Raw genomic sequence first — 20,758 nt, forward strand, 5'->3', positions numbered from 1 at the left:
TTTCGGGGCCGGCGCCGTTTGCGCGGTCGGCGGGTGCGGATCAGTCACGACGGTGCGGGGTGATGTGCAGCCGGTCCTGCGGGAACAATTCGGCGCCGATGACCCGGGCCGCGTTCTCCACGGTGAGACGGATTCCTTCGACGCCCCGGAGTGCGGTGAGGTCGAGCGTGGTGGTGGCCGGGGCGGTGGCGTAAAGGAACCGCAGATCCACCAGGCCGGGCAGAAGCCGCACCAGAGAGGCCAGATCGACGACGGGTGACGGATCGACGAGCTGGAGCGTCGCGACAGCCGGCATGGTTACCAGAGCCTCGGTGATGTGGTGCCGGACATCCCGGAGCACCAGTTTCCTGAGATCGGGCAGGCCGGCGAGAGCCGATAGACAGGACACCTCGTCGGGACAGTCGATCGACACCCACCCCAAACTGCGCCATTTCTCGATTCCGCGCAGGCTTCGGACGTCTGCGTTCCGAATCAGCCAAAGACGAGTCAGCTGTTCCAGTGCCGGCGCGTCGCGGAAATCGGCCCACTCAACGTGTGTGGCGAGGCCCAGAGAACGCAAGGACTCCAGACTCTCCAGTACCCGGAGATCCAGAGGCCGCGTGAAGTTCCAGAGGTCGAGGTACTCGAGGGAAGTGTTGTCCCTCAGATCCTCGAGGTCGGTGATGCCCGGACAGTTGGCGATACCCAACAGCTCCAGTTCAGGAGCGGCCGAAACCCGGCCGAGGTTGTCCAGAAGCGGATTGTCCTTGATGTTGAGACGTTGTAGGTGGACCGTTCTGGACGGCGGCAATAGCTCTTCAGGAGGCAGCGCTCCCACACACCAGAGGAGCCTGGCGTGGGCCAGCGAAGGCAGGGCCCGGAGTTTGGCCGCGCTGTCGATGGTTACCCATGAGTTGAGAAGCGAGTACTTGAGTACCTGCTCCGCATAGGCGTCGACGGGGAAGTGGTCCCACGCCTCGACAATGCTGAATTGCACCTGCGACCGCTCGTCCTGGGTGAACCTGCTGATGAAGGCCATGGCCGCATCCGTGCCGAGTTTCCCGGCGGTGCGGACCACCGCCGCCGCCTCCTGCACCGAGAGGCCGGCGGGTCCTGGCAGCAGTTCCAGGACGACGGGGCCGACCGCGGCCAGCGCGTCGGCGCCCTCGTCCGAGCGCGGCGGGATGAGGGCCGCCGCCCGCTCCTCCACGGCGGTCCGGACGACCGCGTCCAGTTCCACCGCCTGCTCCAGGCAGGCCATCGCCAGCAGATGGAGCCGTGAGCGGTGGCTTTTGGTGCGGTCGCCCCGGGCGACGAGCTGGTTGAGGAGCCGGGCGCGCTCGTCCGGGCGGGCGTGGGCCACCGCCATCCGCAGGACGTCCTCCCACTGGTCGTCGTGGGCGTTGCGGACGAGGAACGCGAAGTCGCGCTCCTCCACGGCCGCCTTCGCGCCCAGATAGTCCTGGAAGGTGCGGTGGATGAAGTCGACGGTGCCTTCCGCGGGCTCGCGCAGCAGTCCGCTGCGGAGCAGCAGGTGCTGGAAGACCTGCGACGCGTCCCCCATCGCGGCCACCGCGGGCATCGCGGGGAGCGCTGCCGCGATGAGCTCCTCCGCGTCGGTCTGGTCCATCTCGACCTGGCCGTTGCGGATCATCCAGTAGGCCAGCTTCTGGAGGAGCTGGATCTGGGGTTCCTCGGTGAGCCGTACGTCGATGTCGCGTTCCAGGTCGCGGCGGCCCAGCAGCATGGACATCGCGGCGTCGTACAGCTGCTTGCGGCTGTGCGGCAGATAGCCGCGGCGGTCGCGGTGCAGGGCGCAGATCAGTCCGCACATCAGGGGGTTGGTGGCGAGGCGGGCGAGGTCCTGCTGGGTGCGGACGGCGTCGAGCAGGGAGCGCTGGTAGCCGTCGGTCCTGGCGGTCTCCTCGGCGTCGGCGTCCGTCGCGCGGGCGGCGTCGTGCCAGCGGGTGATGAACGCGCCGACGTCGTCACGGCCCATGGGGGAGAGCGCCAGCTCGGCGAAGGCCTCGCCCGCGAGCCACGCGTCCGAGACCGCGGAAGGGCGCGAGGTGACGAGCCACAGGTTGCCGGGGAAGGCGATCAGCAGATCACGCAGCCAGTCGCGGACGCGGTCGCGTTCCCGCTCACCGATCTCGTCCAGCCCGTCGACGAGCAGCAGACCCCGGCCCGCCTGGAGGATCCGCTCGGTCCAGCCGTCCGGCGCGGTCAATGGGACGTTCGCGGAGCGGAGGAAGTCGGCGGGGAGCGGCAGCTCGCCATGGCGGATGAGGGTGCGCAGCGGCAGGACGAACGGGACGCGGTCCCGCAGATGGTGATCCCCGGCGTCCTGGTCCTGCCCGGCGGCGGACACCGCCAGCCACTGCACCAGCGTGGTCTTCCCGGATCCGGCGAGACCGCGCAGCAGGACGCGCTCACGCCCGGCGAAGGTCTGCTCCGCGCGCACCGACCCCCCGCCGCCCGGCAGCGGGCTCCCCGGTGCGCCGCGGTCGGGTTCGGTCACCTCCAGGCTGAGGTAGGCCGCGTCGAGCGGCCAGACGGCCCGGGAGCGGTCGCTGAGGTCGATCCCGAAGATGGTGAGGGTGGAGTGCCGCTTGGCGATGTACGCCGCGTAGCGGGACGTGAACGCCGCGTCCGGGTCGACCGGCCGGGTGATGAACGTGTAGGCGCAGCCGGCGGCATCGAGCGCGCCCATGAAACCCCGGTGTCGCACGAGCTCGGCGACGGGGACGGTGATGAGCCGGCTGTGCGGCCAGCCGCGTGGGTCGCCGCAGACCACGGCCATCAGCAGGGCGCCGCAGAAGACGGCCGCGCCGGACATCCCGGCCCACGCCGACCCGCCGTCCTGTCGTGCGGAGGGCGGGGCGTGGTCGCTGTCCAGGACGTACTGGCGCTTGAGCATCCCGGAGCCGGGTTTGAGGGTGCCGGTCACCTGCTCGCTGTCGAGGGACTTCCCTTCCGGGCCGCCGCGCTGGACGTACGGGAAACCGATCGCCTGGCAGTCACGGATCGGGGAGAGGGAGTCCACCTCGCCCAGCTGGACGAGGCCGGTGGGCGGCACCAGGTCGACGGGGGCCTCGATGAGGGCGACGTCGATCTCGCGCTCGATCTCGTGCGGCTGCCACACGACGCGGCACCGCACGTCGCCCGGGCCGCCGGGTACGGCGATCCGGATGTCCAGGCCGTCACCGATGACGTGGGCGGCGGTCAGCACCAGCCGGGGGCTCAGCAGATAGCCGCTGCCCTGCCGACCGCCCGAGAAGACCGCCGCGATCCGGTTCCGCTGGGGGCCGTCGGCCCCTGGCCCGGCGGCCACGGCGGTCAGCTGCCGGCGTCGGTGAAGTGGCTGCTGTCGCCCTCGTCGTCCATGTGGATGTCGAGATGGCCGCCGGTGGCGGCGTTCTTCGGCTTGAGGGTGAAGGAGACCGTGTGGGTGCGGCCCCGGGAGCGGGTGCCCTCCACCCCGGCGTCCACGACCCAGGCCTTGACGCCGGCCTTGCCGGTCACGTCGCGGCGGATCTCCACGGTGAACTCCATGTGGATGTCGCCGACCTCGAAGCGGACCGCTTTCCCGCTGCCGCGCGCGGCAGCGGTGGCCAGGCCCTCACGGACCGCCTCGACCGCATCCGCCAGCTCGATGTCGTTCAGGTACTCGTCCGCCGCCATCGTGTGCGCCCCCGCCCTGTCGATGGGGCAACGGTAGGGCAGCCGGGGCGGGCGCCGCCATGCTTTCCGGGGAATTGAGTGGCGGGGGTCACAGGACTTTCGGCCCGGGTGAATGACGGAACGTCCCGCGGGAAAGCGATTTGATCTTATTGCGTGGTGACATGGCACACGCGCCATTCCGAGCTTACTAGGCGGAATAGTCGATGCTTCAAGGGCTCGGAAGGCGGTTCCGCACCGGCCGCCGGAACCGCGGGAAAAACACCGTCGGTCCCATGTTCTGGCTGGTCGAGCTAGGTGCGCCGGACTCACTCAGTAGCCGGGGTGAGCTTGGCAAGAGGCGTTTCGTCCTTGCTTTCGCTACGGCCGCAGTTAGTAGCAGCGCGCCTTGTGCGGGCACAGCGAAGCGCGTTACCAATGAATGGCCGGAGCGGCCCACAGTCGCTCCTGCTTCATACCCCCCATTCAGTGAGGTAATCCTGCATGCTTAAGAACTCGACGAAGAACCACGCCCCGAAGTCCGTCATGCGTGGTCGTGCGGCCGTGGTGGCGGGCGGCGTGTGCGTGGCACTCGCGCTGGGCTCTACGGCGGCCATGGCCGCCGACTCGCAGGACGCGGGTCTCTTCGGGACCGCGTCGGCGAACAGCATCGCGGACGTCATGAAGACGCAGGCCGACGTACAGAAGAAGGCCGCCGCGGCGAGCGCGAAGGCCGCTGCCGCGAAGGCCGACGCCAAGAAGCGGGCGGCCGTGAAGTCCGCCGCGGACCGCAGCGCGCGCCAGAACGCCTGGGTGAAGCCCGTGACCAGTTACACGATCGGCGCGTCCTTCGCGCAGGCCGGCTCGCACTGGTCGCACAAGCACTCCGGCCAGGACTTCGTGGTGCCGACCGGCACCCAGGTCAGGGCTGTGCACGGCGGCACCGTCGTCGAGGCCGGCTGGGGCGGCGCCTACGGCAACAACATCGTGATCAAGCACGGGAACGGCACGTACACGCAGTACGGCCACCTGTCGAAGCTCGAGGTCTCGGTCGGCCAGACCGTGAGCACCAGCCAGGAGATCGGCAAGTCCGGCAGCACCGGGAACTCGACCGGCCCGCACCTGCACTTCGAGGCCCGCACCACGCCGGTCTACGGCTCGGGCATGGAGCCGCTGTCGTTCCTGCACCAGCACGGCGTCAACATGTGACGCATGCCGTCAGGTGACCCACAGCGTCATCAGCGGTGATCAGTCCAGGTTCCGGTGAGCCTGGGCGATGAGATCGAGGGCGACCTCGAGGATGGCTTCGCGCTTCTCCTCGGGGTCGCCCTCGATGTTCTGCACGGCGAACATCCCGGCGTGCATCGCGAAGAGCGCGGTGATGCAGCGGACCTGGCTCGCCATCGAGAACTCGGGCTCCTTCAGCAGACCGTTGAGCGCGAGCATCTTGCTCTTGAACTGCTCGCCGATGCTCAGCTCGCGGACCGTGGCCTGGTTCTCCTGGATGAAGCGGAACAGCGCGCTGGCGCCCCACAGGGCGGCGCTGTAGCGGCGCAGCATCTCCTGCTTGTTCTCCAGGGTGCGCGGCTGCGCCTCGGCCCAGGTGATCAGCTCGTCGACCGGCCGGCCGATGTCCTCGACGATGCTGGTGAGGATGTCTTCCTTGGTCTTGAAGTGGTAGTAGAGCGCGGCCTTGGTCACCTCGAGGTGCTCGGCGATCTCGCGCAGCGAGGTCTTCTCGTACCCCTGCTCGGCGAAGAGTTCGAGCGCGACGTCCTGGATGCGGTGGCGGGTGTCACCGCGACGTGCCTGCGAAGTGCCCATGGCTACCGCTCTCCTGCGTCGACCGCCCGAATGGCCGGTATGGCTTTGGTCAAACGTAATCTACTTACTTGACGACCGGCTAGCTGCGGCTTACCTTCGGTATCGTAGCGAACTAGCCGGGCGGCAAGTAAGTACCAAAAGCACAAGCGGGCCGCCCCATCCAGGGGAGGCACCGGTCATGTCCCAGACCGCAGAAACGCCACCCGAAGCGGCTCCTCAGCGCAGTGTGCGTGTGGTTCTGCTCGGGCTCATGATCGCGATGTTGCTCGCGATGCTCGACAACATGATCATCGGTACCGCGATGCCGACGATCGTAGGGGAGCTCGGCGGCCTCAACCACCTCTCCTGGGTGGTCACCGCGTACACGCTCGCGACCGCCGCCTCGACGCCCATCTGGGGAAAGCTCGGCGACATGTACGGTCGCAAGGGCATCTTCATGACGTCGATCGTGCTGTTCCTGGCCGGTTCCGCACTCTCCGGCCTCTCCCAGTCGATGGACCAGCTGATCGCCTTCCGTGCGATCCAGGGCCTCGGCGCCGGCGGTCTGATCGTCGGTGTGATGGCAATCATCGGTGACCTGATACCGCCTCGGGAACGTGGCAAGTACCAGGGCATGATGGCCGGCGTCATGGCGCTCGCGATGATCGGCGGACCGCTCGTCGGCGGCACCATCACCGACAACTGGGGCTGGCGCTGGAGCTTCTACATCAACCTGCCGCTCGGCGCGGTGGCGCTCGCGATGATCTACATCGTGCTGCACCTGCCGAAGAAGCGCGTCCAGGCCCGTATCGACTACCTCGGCGCCGGACTGCTCACCGTCGGCATCACCGCGCTGGTGCTCCTCACGACCTGGGGCGGCACCCAGTACGGCTGGGCCTCGGCGCAGATCATCGGGCTCCTCGTCCTCGGCGTGGTCGCTATCGCGGCCTTCATCTGGGCCGAGACCCGCGCCAAAGAGCCCGTCATGCCGCTGCACATCTTCCGCAACCGCAACTTCTCGCTGATCTCCCTGATCGGCTTCCTGGTCGGTTTCGTGATGTTCGGCGCGATGACGTTCCTGCCGCTCTACCAGCAGACCGTCCAGGGCGCCTCGGCCACCAACTCCGGCCTGCTGCTCCTGCCGATGCTGCTGGCGATGATGGTGGTCTCGCTGATCGCGGGCCGGGTCACCACCCAGAGCGGCCGCTACAAGATCTTCCCGATCATCGGCGGCGCCCTGATCACCGTCGGGCTGTACCTGCTGTCCACCATGGACACCGGGACCACCCGCTTCATGTCCGGCGTCTACATGGCCGTGCTCGGCGCGGGCATGGGCTTCCTGATGCAGATCACCATGCTCGTCGCGCAGAACAGCGTCGAGATGAAGGACATCGGCGTCGGCAGCTCGTCCGCCACGCTCTTCCGCACCATCGGCGGCTCGTTCGGTGTCTCGCTCTTCGGGGCGCTCTTCACCCACCACGTGCAGAACACGATGACGGAGCTCGGCGGCACCGCGGGCAGCAAGGCGATCGGGGCGGGCGCCCAGCTCGACCCCGCGCGCATCGCCCACCTGCCGGCGGAGGTGCGGGACGCCTACCTGCACGCGGTCTCCAACGGCACGCACACCGTCTTCCTGTGGGGCGCGGTGATCAGCATCGTCGGCTTCGTGGCGGCCTGGTTCGTCAAGGAGATCCCGCTGCGCGGTGCTCCGCAGGCCCCCGGCGACGGCGACAAGACCGACAAGGACGAGGCCTCCGAGGCCCTGCACCCGGTCGAGGCGATCTGACCCCCTCGTAGCGCCCGTACGACGACGGCCCCCGGCATCTCCTGCCGGGGGCCGTCGTCGTTGTACGGGCATGTCTACCGGGGCAGCAGCAGCTGCGCGACCGCGCCGCCGCCGTCGGAGGCGGGAGCGTTGCGGAAGGTGAGCCGGGCGCGCAGTACGCGGGCCTGGCCGGTGGCGATGGTGAGGCCGAGGCCGTGGTCGCCGCCGGCCCGGTCGGAGCTGCCGGTGCGGAAGCGGCTGGGGCCCTCGCGCAGCAGATCGTCGGGGAAGCCGGGACCGTGGTCGCGGATCCGCAGGAACGGCCCGTTGATGCTCACCTCGGTCTGCGGCTTGCCGTGCCGGGCGGCGTTGGCCAGCAGATTGCCGAGGATGCGCTCCAGCCGGCGCGGATCGGTGTGCACGACCGCGTCCTCGATCACCGTCACCACGGCATCGGGATCGAGCGCCAGCACCCGCCTGCGGACGAAGTCGCCCAGGGCGACCTCCTGCAGATCGGCCTGCTCCGCGGCCCCGTCCAGCCGCGCCACCTCCAGCACGTCCTCGACCAGGGTGCGCAGCGCCTGCGCCCGGTTCCGCACCAGCTCGGCGGGACGGCCCGGCGGCAGCAGCTCGGCCGCGGTGACCAGCCCGGTCACCGGGGTGCGCAGCTCGTGGGCGATGTCGGCGGTGACCCGGCGCTCGGCCTCCAGCCGGTCCTGCAGGGCGTCGGCCATCGCGTCGACGGCGGCCGCCAGCTCGTCGGTCTCGTCCCGGACCCGGCCGCCGATCGCGTCGCGCACCCGTACCTCGGGGTTGCCGTCCGCCACCTTGCGGGCCGCGACGGCGGCCTTGCGCAGCCGCCGGGACATCTGGCCGCCGATCAGCACTCCGAGCGCGGTGCCGCCCACCACCACCGCGAGCGAGCCGACGACCAAGGCCTGGTCGAGGTCGACGAGGACCGAGTAGCGGTCCTTGAAGGTGGTGCGCAGCGACAGGATGCGGCCGTCGTTGGTCGGTGTCTCGGCCCACACGATCGGCGCGCCGCCACTGTCCTGGACGTACGTCGCCCGTTCGCCCCTGGCCGCGAACTCCTTGAGCGGCTTGGGCAGGGCCGGGTCGTCGAGCTGGGCGGAGAAGACCTTCTTGCCGGTGACCTCGTAGATCCGCAGCGCGGACTGCACCCGCTCGTCCTGTACGTCACGGGAGTTGTCGATCATGCTGACGCGGGCGGCGTTGTGCACCACCAGGCTCAGCGCCACGGCGACGAGCACCGATACGCAGGCGATGGCGGCACTGAGCTTCCAGCGCAGACTGGAGCGGGGGAACAACGGCATGGTCTGTCAGGCCCTGAGCTTGTAACCGAAGCCGCGCACCGTCTCGATCCGGTCCTGGCCGATCTTGACGCGCAGCCGCTGGACGTGGACGTCCACGACCCGGGTGTCGCCACCCCACTCATAGTCCCAGACCCGTTCCAGCAGCCGGTCGCGGGAGAGCACGGCGCCGGGCGCCGCGGAGAACTCCAGCAGCAGCCGCATCTCGGTGGGGGTCAGGGCGAGCCGCTCACCGCCGCGGGTCACCTCGAGGCCCTCGGGGTCGATCTCGATGTCGCCGAAGGACAGCAGGGCAGCCTCCGCCGGTTCGTCACCGGAGGAGGCGTGGCCGAAACGGCGCAGGACCGCCCGGATCCGGGCGACCAGCACCGCCCCGTCGAAGGGCTTCGTCACATAGTCGTCGGCGCCGGCCTCCAGGCCGAGCACGATGTCGATGGAGTCGGCGCGCGCGGACAGCATGATCACCGGCACGGTCGACTCGTCCCGGATCCGCCGGCACAGGCTGACGCCGTCCAGGCCCGGCACCATCACATCGAGCAGCGCGAGATCGGGCTGCTCGGCGCGGAACGCCTCCAGCCCGGCCAGTCCGTCGGCGACCGCCGTCACCTTGAAGCCGTCACGCTCCAGCGCGAGCGTGGTCGCCTCGCGGATGACGTCGTCGTCCTCGACGAACAGGACGTGTGTTTCAGCCATTCGACTTCATTTCCGGCTTGGGGGTGGGGAGCGCGTCCCCGTAGTCGGTGTACGTACGCTCCACCTGGACGAACCTGGTGTCCTTCCAGACGTACGTCAGGGCCTCCTGCCCGGTGGGGCAGCAGACCTGGTCGTCGCCTTTGTACACCTGACGGATGATCTCCAGCTTGCCGTTTTCCGCGCTGCCGTAGACCGGCGGCTGCTCATCGGCGAAGACGTTCCGATACTGCCCGCCGACCATCCGGTACACATAACTCGCGATCCCCATGCCGTCGCCGCAGGTGGCGACGTTCACGATCAGATCGGGTCCTTCTCCGCTGGTCAGATCGCCGGACGAGGTGTCCACCGGGTACTCGTCACCGGCGCAGGGCGCGAGATCCTCGCGCACCTCCTGGCTGACGTTCTGCGTGTCCTTCTTCACCAGCTTCGCCAGCGCCGCCGGGTCACCGGCGATGGACGGCGCCGGGCTGGGCTCCGCCTTCAGCGTCTGGAGCGGTGCGGGGCCCTCACGGCGTGCCCCGGTGCCGGTCCTGCAGCCTGCAAGCGCGGTCAGCAGGCACAGAGCCACTGCCACCGCGGTCAGCGCTGCTAGGCGGCGCACACGCCCTCCATCCGTGAGTAGCCGTAGCGGCCGTGCTCCAGCTCGTGGCGCAACCGGGCCAGTGCCCGGTGCAGGGTGCTCTTCACCGTACCCGTCGACATCCCCAGCGCGCGGGCGGTCTCCTCCGTGGACAGCTGGCCGTAGTGGCGCAGCATCACGACCTGGCGCTGCTTGGGCGCGAGGACCTGCAGCGCGTCGCGGAGCATCTCGCGGTCGGCGCGCTGGTCGGCGCCGTCGTCGACGCTGGCGTCCGGCAGCTCCTGGGTGGGGATCTCGTCGAGCTTGCGGTTCCGCCACCACTCGGTCCGGGTGTTGATCATGACGCGGCGCATGTAGGCGTCCGCGAGCGTCTTGTCGGCGATGCCGTCCCAGCGGGGGTAGGTGCGCACCAGCGCGGTCTGGACGAGGTCCTGGGCGTCGATCGGGTCGGGGACGAGCCGCCGTGCGCTCCGCAGCAGTGCGTCCTGCCGGGTCCTCACGTACTCCTCGAACTCCAGAACCGTGCCGTTCGCCGCCATGGGTCGCCCTCCGTCCCGTGCTGTCCCGCCCTGTCGACTGTTGCGCTGGGGTGCCAACCGTTCCGACGAGGACGACGCTACGGAGGGGATGTTGGGCTTTTGCCACCGTGGGCGCACAGAGGACTCACAGGAAGCCGTCGGTTATGTAACAGCCTCAGGACCAACGTCCCGAAGGGGTTTAAACCGGCAGTCGGTAGACCCCGTCGGCGAGCGGCTCGACGAGACCGTCCGCCACCAGGCCGTCCAGCGCGCGGGCCCGCTGCACCGGCTCGTCCCACACCGCGTCCAGCGCGGACTGCGGCACGGGATCGACCGCGTCCCGCAGCACGGCCAGCAGTTTTCCGCGCACCTGGCGGTCGGTACCCGCGTACGTCTGGCCGCGGCGCGGCGGGCCGGTGTGCTCGGGGGAGCCGGCCAGCCGCCAGGCGCAGCTCGCCGCGATCGGGCAGCGCACGCACTCGGGCCCGCGCGCGGTGCACACCAGCGCGCCCAGCTCCATCGTCGCCGCCGCCCAGCGGGCGGCCGTCCCCTTGTCGTCGGGCAGCAGCGCCAGCGCGGTACGGCGCTCCGCGGCGGTCGTCGCGGTCGGCGGGTACTGGACGCCGGTGACGGCGCGGGCGAAGACCCGGCGGACATTGGTGTCCAGGACGGAGTGCCGCTGCCCGTACGCGAACGAGCCGATGGCGGCCGCGGTGTACTCGCCGACACCGGGCAGCGCCAGCAACTTGGCGTGGTCGCGCGGGACTTCACCGCCGTGGCTCAGCGCTATCGCGGTCGCCGCCGCGTGCAGCCGCAGCGCGCGGCGCGGATAGCCGAGCCGCCCCCAGGCGCGGACGGCCTCACCCGCGGGCTCCGTGGCGAGGTCGGCGGGCCGCGGCCAGCGCGCCAGCCACTGCTCGTACACCGGCAGCACGCGGCTGACCGGGGTCTGCTGCAGCATGAACTCGCTGACCATCACGCCCCACGCACCGGCCTCCGGGCGGCGCCACGGAAGGTCCCGGGCATGCTCGTCGAACCAGTCGATGACGGGTGCGTGCAGATCGTGGTGGGCGGTGGCGCGGGTGTCTGTGCTCATAGCGTCGTCGATCCTCGCACATGCCACTGACAGTGACCGCTCGCGCGGGAAAACGTGATGATCGGGAAAGACCGCGCCCGGTGCGGCGGGTGTTGCGTCGGTGCGCGGCCGATCTCCCCTAGAGTTCGCGTGTGGGCTCTGTGCGCAATCCGATCGGACCTCTTCCGTCGTCCATCTACTGGCGACGGCGGGCTGTTGTGCTCTGCCTGGTCGCACTGCTCGCCGTGCTGGCCGTCTGGGCGGTCAACTCCGGCGGCTCCAGCGGCGGCACCGGCGCGAAGGGACCCGGCGGTCACACCCCCGCGACCTCCATCACGCCCGGCCCCACCCCCAGCGGACCGCACCTCCCCGGCCGCCCGGGCGGCCGGGACACCAGCGGTGGCAGCGGCAGCGGCGGTTCCTCCGACGGCACTTCGTCCGGCGGCTCCTCCGGCTCGCCCTCCGGCGGCACCGACTCCGGTGTCTCCGGCGGCGGTTCGAACGGCGCCTCGTCCGGCGGAGCGGCCTCCGGCGGCTCCAGCGGCCAGCTCCCGGCCGGCTCGACCCTCGCCGACTGCGCCGTCTCCGACGTCCAGTTGACGCTGCGCAGCACGCAGAACTCCTACGCGCCCGGCCAGAAGCCGAAGTTCGAGCTGACCGCGGCCAACTCCGCCGCGACGGCCTGCAAACTCGACTTCGGATCGACGGCGGCCATCGTCACCATCACCAACACCACCGGCAACAAGCACGTCTGGTCCACCGACGACTGCCCGGCCGGCCGCGGCGCCTACCTGCTGCAGGTTCCGGCGCACAGCTCGACGACTTACACGATCGAGTGGAACCGCCAGACCAGCTCCCCCGACTGCGCCACCCCCAAGGGCCAGCAGGCAGCCGTCGGCACGACCTACCTCGTCGAGGCAAGGCTCCAGGGCTTCACGCCGAAGCAGGCGTCATTCGTCCTGAAGGCCGACTAGGGCGTGTTTCGAAAGTAGCGCCGTTCGCCCGGTGGGCCAGGCGGGACTTTCGCAACACGTCCTCGCTCGGCCGAGAAGCCGAAGGGGGCCGGGTCCGCAGGGGCAGGGTCCGAAATGCTGCCGAGCTGTTTGTGGGCCGCCAGGCACGTAAACAGTCGATTTCGGACCCTGCCCCGGAGGGCCCGGCCCCCGACCCGCAAACCGGGACGGAGTCCTAGACGTACCGCTCCAGGATCGACGACTCCGCCAGCCTGGACAGGCCCTCCCGCACCGAACGCGCCCGCGCCTCGCCGACCCCGTCCACCGTCTGCAGGTCGTCGACGCTCGCAGCGAGCAGCTTCTGCAGGCCGCCGAAGTGCTCGACCAGCCGCTCGATGACCGTGTTCGGCAGCCGCGGCACCTTCGCCAGCAGCCGGTAGCCGCGCGGCGAGACCGCGGAGTCCAGCGTCTCGGGGGAGCCGGTGTAGCCCAGGGCACGGGCCACGGTGGTCAGTTCGAGGAGCTCGGCGTGCGGCAGCGCGTCCAGTTCGACGAGCGCCTCCGGCACGGTCCTGTTCCGCTTCGCGGTCGGCTCCGGCACGTAGTCCCTGACGACCAGCTCGCGCTCCGGCTCGACGCCCGCGATCAGCTCGTCCAGCTGCAGGGAGAGCAGCCGGCCGTCGGTGCCCAGCTCGACCACGTACTCGGCGATCTCGGTGGCGATCCGGCGGACCATCTCCAGCCGCTGCGAGACCGCGCTGACGTCCCGGACGGTGACCAGGTCCTCGATCTCCAGCGCGGAGAGCGTGCCCGCCACCTCGTCCAGGCGCAGCTTGTAGCGCTCCAGAGTGGCCAGCGCCTGGTTCGCCCGCGACAGGATCGCGGCGGAGTCCTCCAGGACCCGGCGCTGCCCGTCGACGTACAGCGCGATCAGCCGCATCGACTGGCTGACCGAGACGACCGGGAAGTTGACCTGCTTGCTCACCCGGTCCGCCGTGCGGTGCCGGGTGCCGGTCTCCTCGGTCGGGATGTTGGAGTCGGGGACCAACTGCACACCGGCCCGCAGAATCTTCGTGAGGTCCTTGTCGAGGATCAGCGCGCCGTCGAGCTTGCACAGTTCGCGGAGCCGGGTCGCGGTGAATTCGACGTCGAGGACGAAGCCGCCGGTACAGAGCGACTCGACGGTCTTGTCCATGCCGAGGACGAGCAGACCGCCCGTATTGCCCCGCAGAATGCGTTCGAGTCCGTCACGCAGGCCGGTGCCGGGAGCGACCGCGCTGAGCGAGGCGCGCATCAGGGCATCAGCAGCGGAACTCCCGCCGGACTTGCCGGGAGCTGCTGCCCGGTCGTTGGCTGCCACTGCAATCCTCCGGTCGCTACGGATGCCCAAAGGGCGAGACCAGGGCAAAGTTTACTGACGTTCTCTCCGCAATGGGCCAGCGACCGCTGTTCGGACCGTCTCTAGGCCCGTGAGCCACGCTTCGGGAGCACCCGCAGGGCGTCTCCTATGTCGGCCACCTCGATCACTTTCATGCCCGGCGGGATTTTCCCGGGATCCGGCGGTACCAGGGCATGGGTGAAGCCCAGCCGGGCGGCCTCGGACAGCCTGCGCTGCACCCCCGTGACCCGTCTGACCTCGCCCGCGAGGCCGACCTCGCCGATCGCGACCAGGTTCTTGGGCAGCGGTGTGTCGATCGCCGCGCTGGCCAGCGCGAGCGCCACGGCCAGGTCCGCGGCGGGCTCGGTGAGCTTCACACCGCCCACCGTCGCCGTGTAGATGTCGCGCTTTCCGATCGCCTGAATCCGGCCGCGCTGTTCCAGCACAGCGAGCATCATCGAGACCCGGGACGTCTCCAGACCCGAGGTCGTGCGGCGCGGGGACGGGATCTGGGTGTCGACGGTGAGCCCCTGGACCTCGACCACCAGCGGGCGCTTGCCCTCCAGCGTGACCGTCAGGCACGTACCGGGAACCGGTTCGTCGCGGCGGGTCAGGAAGAGTCCGGAGGGATCGGCCAGTCCCGTGATGCCCTCGTCGTGCAGTTCGAAGCAGCCGACCTCGTCCGTCGCGCCGTACCGGTTCTTGACGCCGCGGATCAGCCGCAGCCGGGCGTGTCGGTCGCCCTCGAAGCTCAGCACCACGTCCACCAGGTGCTCCAGCAGACGGGGGCCCGCGATGGCACCGTCCTTGGTGACATGGCCGACCAGGAGCGTCGACATACCGCGCTCCTTGGAGGCGCGGATCAGCGCGCCCGCGACCTCGCGGACCTGCGCCATGCCGCCGGGCGCGCCGTCGATCTCCGGGGACGCCACCGTCTGCACCGAGTCCAGGATCAGCAGCGACGGTTTGATGTCGTCCAGATGGCCCAGGACCGCCGACAGGTCCGTCTCGGCCGCCAGGTACAGATGGTCGGAGAGCGCGCCGATCCGGTCGGCGCGCAGCCGGACCTGGGACGCCGACTCCTCGGCGGTGATGTAGAGCGTCGGGCCCTGGGCGGTCGCCGCCTTCGCCGCCACGTCCAGCAGCAGCGTCGACTTGCCGACGCCCGGCTCACCCGCGACCAGCACGACCGCGCCGGGCACCAGCCCGCCGCCGAGCACCCGGTCCAGCTCGGGCACACCCGTCGAGCGGGCCGTCGCCTGGCTGACGTCCACCTGGCCGATCGGCTTGGCGGCCGTCGTCACCCGGCCGGCCGCGGTGGTCCTGACGGCGGGCGCGCCGCCGAACTCCTCGACGGTGCCCCAGGCCTGGCACTCCCCGCAGCGGCCGAGCCACTTCACGGTGGTCCAGCCGCACTCGGTGCAGCGGTAGGACGGACGGTCCTTCGTAGCGGTCTTGCGGGGAGGCATGGGGTTCACCGTAGTGGCAGGGTCCGACAACGCGTTCCCGGTGGACCGCGACAGCGCCCGCACTCGCATTCCCCCGGGCACTCGTACGAGTTAACGGGGTGTCCCCTTTTGAGCGGCATCACCACCCATACGGGTTAACGCTCACGAGGACGCCTGAGACTTGTGCTCCCGCCGCCCTACCGTCGCCAGGTGATGAGCAGGCAGGAGACCCACCCCCAGGACGCCGCTACGGGCCCTCGCACCGGTACGCACCGCAAGCACCGGGCGACGGCGCCCCGGACGCGCCCCGAACCGCGTCCGGAACAGCGCAAGGACCGGCGCCCGCACGGCACGTTGCCGATGCAGCCCCCGGCCCACTACGAGCCCTATCTGGACGGGCTGTTCACCTACTGCCTCTCCGTCCTCTGCGAGCACGACGCCGCCGCGGCGGCGCTCGGCGAGGTGCTGGCCCTCGCCGAGCGGCAGCGCGGCCGGCTCCGTGAGGCCGGGCTGCGCCGCCCCTGGCTCTACGCCCTCGCCCGCTGGTCCTGCCGCCGCCGCCTCGCGGCCGGCCGGCCCGATCTGCCCCGCATGTCGGAGGCGGTCGCCGCCGAACGCCGCGGCCAGCTCGCCGCCCTCGCCTGGCCGGAGGCCGCCGGCACCACCCCCGAGCAGCGCGAGGCCCTCGAACTCGCGGTCCGCCACCAGCTCCCGCCGCACGAGGTCGGCCACGTCCTCGGCATCGAGGCGGACGCGGCCCGCGCGCTCCTCGCCCGCGCCGCCTGCGAGGTCGAACGCACCCGCGCCGCGCTCGCCGTCGTCGAGGTCGGCACCTGCGCGGCCGTCGCGCGGCTGGCCGGTGACACCCAGGTGCTGCTCGGCACGGCCCTGCGCCGGGAACTCGTCCGCCATGTCGACGACTGCCCGGAGTGCCGGCTCACCGCCGAGCGCGCCGTCGTCGGCGGCCCCTGGCCCGGCACCGCGACCACCGCGGCGACCGCCGTGCTCACCATGCTCGAAGCGCCACGGTCCGCCGCGTACGCCGCCCTGATGCACTCCATGCGCGACGGCGCCGGCCGCAGCCGCGAGGGCACCCCGCGCTTCGACCGGCGCGGCTTCCCCCTGGACCACAAGGACCGCGCGGCCCGCCGCGCCCAGCTGCGGCACCGCGCCGTCACCACCACGGTCGTCGCCGCCGTCGTCGCCGCCCCGGTACTCGCCCTCTGGGCCGCCTACCGTGGCGCGCCGATCGGCGCCGACCAGCCGGGCGGCGGCATCTCCGCCAGCGAGCCGGATGGTGCCGACGGCATCGACGGCCACCCGTACGAAAAGGCCGGCAGCACGGGCTCCAACGACGCCCACCACCCGGCGACCCCCCGAACAACGGTCAGCGTGGACACCTCCGCCTCACCGTCCACTCCACCCGGCACCCCCACCCCAGGCGCCCCCGGCCACCTCACCGTCACCGCCGGATCCCACAGCGGCACCACCGTCATCACCCTCACCGCCACCGGCGACACCCCGGTCCACTGGACCGCCTCCACCGCCGCCTACTGGCTCCACCTGAGCGCCACGAGCGGCGACCTCCGCCCCGGCGAGTCAGCCACCCTCACCGTCACGGTCGACCACTCCACCGAACCCACAGCCCCCTGGGCCGCCCGCATCCTCCTGAACCCCTCCGGCGCGGTGGTCACCGTCCGAGGCCATGCCACACCCCCCACCCACACCAAGCCCCCCACCCCAACCCCCACCCACACCCCAACCCCCACGCCAACAACCGAGGAGCCCAGCCCCACACCCACCCCAACCCCGAGCGAGTCGTCCTCAGCCCCACCGGCGGCCTGAGCGGCGGGACCACGGGCGGTGTGAGCACGGCGCGGGTGCGGTGACGCGAGGGGGCCGGGGGCCGCAGGGGTGGGTTTCGAAATGCTGCCGAGCTATTTGTGGGCCGCCAGGCCCTAAATAGTCGATTTCGAAACCCACCCCGGAGGACCCGGCCCCCGACCCCACAACGAACCGCCCGCTCAGATCCGCCGGAAGGGTCTACGCCGGGTCCGCCGGATGCGGCGCCATCGGCAACAACGCCGCCAGCCGAGCCTCACAGAGCTCCACCAACCGCCCGTACCCCGCCACACCCATCAACTCCGTCAGCTCCGGCCGGTACGACACATACACCGGATCCCCCGCCCCATGCGCCGACGTAGCACTCGTGCACCACCAATGCAGGTCATGCCCACCCGGCCCCCACCCCCTCCGGTCGTACTCCGCGATCGAGACGACCAGCACCCGCGTCTCGTCCGGCCGGTCCACCCAGTCGTACGTACGCCGGATCGGCAGCTGCCAGCACACGTCCGGCTTGGTCTCCAGCGGCTCCTTGCCCTCCCGCAGCGCGAGGGCGTGCAGCGCGCAGCCCTGCCCGCCGGCGAAACCGGCCCGGTTGCTGAAGATGCAGGCGCCGTCGACGACGCGGGTCTGGCGTTCACCGTCCTCGTTGACCATGGCCCAGGCGCCGGCCTTCTTCGTGCCGAGGTCGTGGAACTGCCACGTCTCGGGGGTGAGCCGGGCGGCGTGGCCGGCGACGCGCTGTTCGTCCTCCTCGTCGGAGAAGTGCGCGCCCAGCGAGCAGCATCCGTCGGCGGCCCGGCCGGCGACGATGCCCTGGCAGCCCTGGCCGAAGATGCACGTCCAGCGGGAGGTGAGCCAGGTGAGGTCGCAACGGAACAGCTGCTCGTCGTCGGCCGGGTCGGGGAACTCGACCCAGGCGCGGGCGAAGTCCGGACCGACCTCGTCGGGCACGGAGGCGGGTACGGACCGCTGCTGGGACTTTTTCGACTGCTTGAGCTTCTTTGCCACGTTCTTCGCCACGCCGCCAGGGTAGATCGCCGGGAGCCCGGACAACGTCTGTGGCGGTCCCCACGCCATCTGTGGCGGCCCCCGCACCATCTGCGGCGCGGATGGGCGCTAGCGTCTGTCCCATGCGACTCGGAGTGCTCGACGTGGGTTCCAACACCGTTCACCTACTGGTGATGGACGCGCACCCGGGCGCGCGCCCGCTGCCCGCCTACTCCCACAAGGCGGAGTTGCGGCTGGCGGAACTGCTCGACGACCGGGGTGCGATCAGCCTGGAGGGCGTCGACCGGCTGGTCGCGACCCTCTCGCAGGCGCTGCGGGTCGCGGAGGACAAGGGCGCCGAGGACGTGCTGGCGTTCGCCACCTCGGCGGTCCGGGAGGCGGCCAACGGTGAGGCGGTGCTCGCGCGGGTCGCCGCCGAGAGCGGTGTGACGCTCACGGTGCTGTCCGGCGAGGACGAGGCCCGGCTGACGTTCCTCGCGGTGCGCCGCTGGTTCGGCTGGTCGGCGGGCCGGCTGCTGGTTCTGGACATCGGCGGCGGTTCCCTCGAAGTCGGCTACGGCATGGACGAGGACCCGGACGCGGCGGTCTCGCTGCCGCTCGGCGCGGGCCGGCTGACCAGCACCTGGCTGCCCGGCGACCCGCCCGCCACCGATGACGTGCGCGCGCTGCGCAAGCACGTGCGGGCCGAGATCGCCCGGACGGTCGCGGAGTTCTCCCGGCTCGGCCGCCCCGACCACGCGGTGGGCACGTCGAAGACGTTCAAGCAGCTCGCACGGATCGCGGGCGCCGCCCGCAGCGCCGACGGCGTGTACACCCAGCGGTCGCTGACCCGCAGGTCACTGGAGGAGTGGGTGCCCCGGCTGACGACCATGCGGCGGGCCGAGCGCGCGCAGCTGCCGGGGGTCTCCGAGGGCCGCGCGGGCCAGCTGCTGGCGGGGGCGCTGGTGGCGGAGGCGGCGATGGACCTCTTCGGGGTCGCGGAGCTGGAGATCTGTCCGTGGGCGCTGCGTGAAGGGGTGATTCTCCGCAAACTCGACCTTATGGGGAATGAGCGCGGTTCGATGTTGACCGTGTCACGTCGGCGCAGATGAGAGTGCCGTTCGGCTGACCCGTCGCCGTACGCTGTCTCCCGTGGCTGAACGAGCGGACCCAAAGGCGTACGCGGACCGGCAGGCGTACGGCGTTCCCGCGCCCGGACATGTGGTCCGGGTGCCGGACGCGAAGGTCGCGCTGTCCACGGCCTCGGTCTATCCGGAGTCCACGGCGACGGCCTTCGAGATCGCCGCCCGGCTCGGTTACGACGGCGTCGAGGTCATGGTGTGGACCGATCCGGTCAGCCAGGACATAGAGGCGCTGCGCCGGCTCTCGGACTATCACCACGTCCCGATCCTCGCCGTGCACGCGCCGTGCCTGCTGATCACCCAGCGGGTGTGGTCCACCGACCCGTGGATCAAGCTCCAGCGGGCACGCGCGGCGGCCGAGACGCTGGGCGCGTCGACCGTCGTCGTGCATCCGCCCTTTCGGTGGCAGCGCAACTACGCGCGCGATTTCGTCCGGGGGATCTGGCGGATGGCGGACGAGACCGATGTCCGCTTCGCCGTCGAGAACATGTACCCGTGGCGGTACCGCGACCGCGAGATGCTCGCGTACGCGCCCGACTGGGACGTCACCAAGGACGACTACCGGCACTTCACGGTGGACCTCTCGCATGCCTCCACGTCCCGCAGCGCGGCCCTGGACATGGTCGACCGGATGGGTGACCGGCTCGCGCACGTCCATCTCGCCGACGGCAACGGCTCGGCCAAGGACGAGCACCTGGTGCCGGGCCGTGGCGGTCAGCCCTGCGCCGAACTGCTGGAACGGCTCGCGCTGAGCGGGTTCACCGGTCATGTGGTCGTCGAGGTCAACACGCGGCGGGCGATGTCCGCCGCCGAACGTGAGGCCGATCTCGCCGAGGCGCTGGCCTTCACCCGGCTCCATCTGGCCACGGCGGCCAGGGTCCCCGGCGCGTGACGGCGCGGGCGAAGGGTGAGCCGCCGGCCGGGCAGGACCACGTCTCCGAAGCCGGATCGCAAGCCGCACCGAAGGGTGGGCCGAAGGGCGAGCCCCGTCGTCGTGGGCGTCCCAGCGGGACGCGCGCCGGGGCGACCGACTCGCGGGACCGCATCCTGGTCGCGGCCCGCGCCGAGTTCTCCGCGCGCGGCTACGACAAGACGTCGGTCCGTTCGATCGCGAAGGCGGCCGAGGTGGACCCGGCGCTGGTGCACCATTATTTCGGCACCAAGGAGCAGGTCTTCGCGGCGGCGATCGAGACGTCCTTCGAGCCCGCGCTGAACGTGCCCGACGTGGTGGGGCAGGGCCCCGACGGCATCGGTGAGCGGCTCTCCCGCTACTTCCTCGGCGTCTGGGAGAACCCGGCGACCCGTGGCCCGCTGCTGGCCGTCGTCCGGTCCGCGCTGACGCACGAGACGGCGGCGGCCGTCCTGCGCGGGTTCCTGCTGCGCATGCTGCTGGAGCGCATCGCGGAGGATCTGCGGGTGCCGGATCCGAAGCTGCGGGCCGAGCTGGCCGCCTCGCAGATGGTCGGGATCGCGATCCTGCGCTACGTGATCAAGGTGGAGCCGCTGGCCTCGGCCGATGTCGAGGACATCGTCGCGCTGGTGGCGCCTACGCTGCAGCGTTACCTGACCGAAGGGTGACGCCGACCGAAGGGTGACGCCGA

General features: G+C 70.9%; 18 protein-coding genes. 7 read left to right on the plus strand and 11 right to left on the minus strand.

Annotated elements, in window-relative coordinates; translation table 11 throughout:
- Window positions 1-40: 40 nt before the first annotated feature.
- Both C8250_RS24450 and C8250_RS24455 read right to left on the minus strand, forming a co-directional pair.
- The gene (locus C8250_RS24450; RefSeq protein ID WP_244809337.1) at window positions 41-3,313 is read right to left on the minus strand and encodes an NACHT domain-containing protein; all 3,273 of its coding nucleotides are present in this window, start codon (window positions 3,311-3,313) and stop codon (window positions 41-43) included.
- 5 nt (window positions 3,314-3,318) lie between these two features.
- A complete protein-coding gene (locus tag C8250_RS24455; protein WP_138354123.1) occupies window positions 3,319-3,663 on the minus strand; it encodes a trypco2 family protein in 345 nt (114 codons plus the stop codon).
- Window positions 3,664-4,143: 480 nt separating this feature from the next.
- Here C8250_RS24455 and C8250_RS24460 point away from each other — a divergent pair, with 480 nt between their 5' ends.
- Window positions 4,144-4,848, plus strand: coding sequence for a M23 family metallopeptidase (locus C8250_RS24460; RefSeq protein ID WP_138354124.1), 705 nt, complete (start codon window positions 4,144-4,146; stop codon window positions 4,846-4,848).
- Window positions 4,849-4,887: 39 nt separating this feature from the next.
- Here C8250_RS24460 and C8250_RS24465 read toward each other — a convergent pair whose 3' ends face one another.
- Entirely contained in the window at window positions 4,888-5,463 is a 576-nt protein-coding gene (locus C8250_RS24465) for a TetR/AcrR family transcriptional regulator (protein ID WP_138354125.1), read from the minus strand.
- A 178-nt stretch (window positions 5,464-5,641) separates the two neighbouring features.
- On the opposite strand from C8250_RS24465, the gene C8250_RS24470 reads away from it, so the two are divergent.
- Window positions 5,642-7,228: an MDR family MFS transporter gene (locus tag C8250_RS24470; protein WP_187144970.1), complete on the plus strand. Its 1,587-nt coding sequence runs from the start codon at window positions 5,642-5,644 to the stop codon at window positions 7,226-7,228.
- A 74-nt stretch (window positions 7,229-7,302) separates the two neighbouring features.
- Here C8250_RS24470 and C8250_RS24475 read toward each other — a convergent pair whose 3' ends face one another.
- The 5 genes from C8250_RS24475 to C8250_RS24495 all read right to left on the minus strand — a co-directional run bounded on the left by C8250_RS24475 (window position 7,303) and on the right by C8250_RS24495 (window position 11,425).
- Window positions 7,303-8,541: a HAMP domain-containing sensor histidine kinase gene (locus C8250_RS24475; RefSeq protein ID WP_138354126.1), complete on the minus strand. Its 1,239-nt coding sequence runs from the start codon at window positions 8,539-8,541 to the stop codon at window positions 7,303-7,305.
- A 6-nt stretch (window positions 8,542-8,547) separates the two neighbouring features.
- Window positions 8,548-9,231 carry a two-component system response regulator CseB gene (gene cseB / locus C8250_RS24480; protein WP_138354127.1) on the minus strand — a complete coding sequence of 228 codons (684 nt, stop codon included), beginning with the start codon at window positions 9,229-9,231 and terminating at the stop codon, window positions 8,548-8,550.
- Window positions 9,224-9,832, minus strand: a complete 609-nt coding sequence (locus C8250_RS24485) for a hypothetical protein (RefSeq protein ID WP_244809340.1) — start codon at window positions 9,830-9,832, stop codon at window positions 9,224-9,226. Before C8250_RS24485 ends, cseB begins: the two co-directional genes overlap by 8 nt.
- Window positions 9,820-10,350, minus strand: a complete 531-nt coding sequence (locus C8250_RS24490; RefSeq protein ID WP_138354128.1) for a SigE family RNA polymerase sigma factor — start codon at window positions 10,348-10,350, stop codon at window positions 9,820-9,822. Before C8250_RS24490 ends, C8250_RS24485 begins: the two co-directional genes overlap by 13 nt.
- A gap of 178 nt (window positions 10,351-10,528) precedes the next feature.
- Entirely contained in the window at window positions 10,529-11,425 is an 897-nt protein-coding gene (locus C8250_RS24495) for an A/G-specific adenine glycosylase (protein ID WP_138354129.1), read from the minus strand.
- 131 nt (window positions 11,426-11,556) lie between these two features.
- Here C8250_RS24495 and C8250_RS24500 point away from each other — a divergent pair, with 131 nt between their 5' ends.
- Window positions 11,557-12,378 carry a hypothetical protein gene (locus C8250_RS24500; RefSeq protein ID WP_138354130.1) on the plus strand — a complete coding sequence of 274 codons (822 nt, stop codon included), beginning with the start codon at window positions 11,557-11,559 and terminating at the stop codon, window positions 12,376-12,378.
- A gap of 214 nt (window positions 12,379-12,592) precedes the next feature.
- On the opposite strand, the gene disA is transcribed toward C8250_RS24500, so the two are convergent.
- A complete protein-coding gene (gene disA / locus C8250_RS24505) occupies window positions 12,593-13,717 on the minus strand; it encodes a DNA integrity scanning diadenylate cyclase DisA (protein ID WP_138354131.1) in 1,125 nt (374 codons plus the stop codon).
- A gap of 101 nt (window positions 13,718-13,818) precedes the next feature.
- On the minus strand, window positions 13,819-15,204 hold the full coding sequence (gene radA / locus C8250_RS24510; protein WP_138354132.1) for a DNA repair protein RadA: 1,386 nt from the start codon (window positions 15,202-15,204) through the stop codon (window positions 13,819-13,821).
- Window positions 15,205-15,396: 192 nt separating this feature from the next.
- Between radA and C8250_RS24515 the strand changes: the two genes are divergently transcribed.
- Complete coding sequence (locus C8250_RS24515) at window positions 15,397-17,028, plus strand: sigma-70 family RNA polymerase sigma factor (protein WP_138354133.1); 1,632 nt, start codon at window positions 15,397-15,399, stop codon at window positions 17,026-17,028.
- 198 nt (window positions 17,029-17,226) lie between these two features.
- Here C8250_RS24515 and C8250_RS24520 read toward each other — a convergent pair whose 3' ends face one another.
- Entirely contained in the window at window positions 17,227-18,036 is an 810-nt protein-coding gene (locus C8250_RS24520; protein ID WP_138354156.1) for a hypothetical protein, read from the minus strand.
- Between the two features lie 122 nt (window positions 18,037-18,158).
- Between C8250_RS24520 and C8250_RS24525 the strand changes: the two genes are divergently transcribed.
- The 3 genes from C8250_RS24525 to C8250_RS24535 all read left to right on the plus strand — a co-directional run bounded on the left by C8250_RS24525 (window position 18,159) and on the right by C8250_RS24535 (window position 20,735).
- On the plus strand, window positions 18,159-19,127 hold the full coding sequence (locus C8250_RS24525) for a Ppx/GppA phosphatase family protein (RefSeq protein ID WP_138354134.1): 969 nt from the start codon (window positions 18,159-18,161) through the stop codon (window positions 19,125-19,127).
- 109 nt (window positions 19,128-19,236) lie between these two features.
- Window positions 19,237-20,049, plus strand: a complete 813-nt coding sequence (locus C8250_RS24530) for a sugar phosphate isomerase/epimerase (protein WP_138354157.1) — start codon at window positions 19,237-19,239, stop codon at window positions 20,047-20,049.
- Entirely contained in the window at window positions 20,046-20,735 is a 690-nt protein-coding gene (locus tag C8250_RS24535) for a TetR family transcriptional regulator (protein WP_138354135.1), read from the plus strand. Before C8250_RS24530 ends, C8250_RS24535 begins: the two co-directional genes overlap by 4 nt.
- Window positions 20,736-20,758: the final 23 nt, after the last annotated feature.

The organism is Streptomyces sp. So13.3 (assembly GCF_005860785.2).
Lineage (GTDB): Bacteria > Actinomycetota > Actinomycetes > Streptomycetales > Streptomycetaceae > Actinacidiphila > Actinacidiphila fildesensis.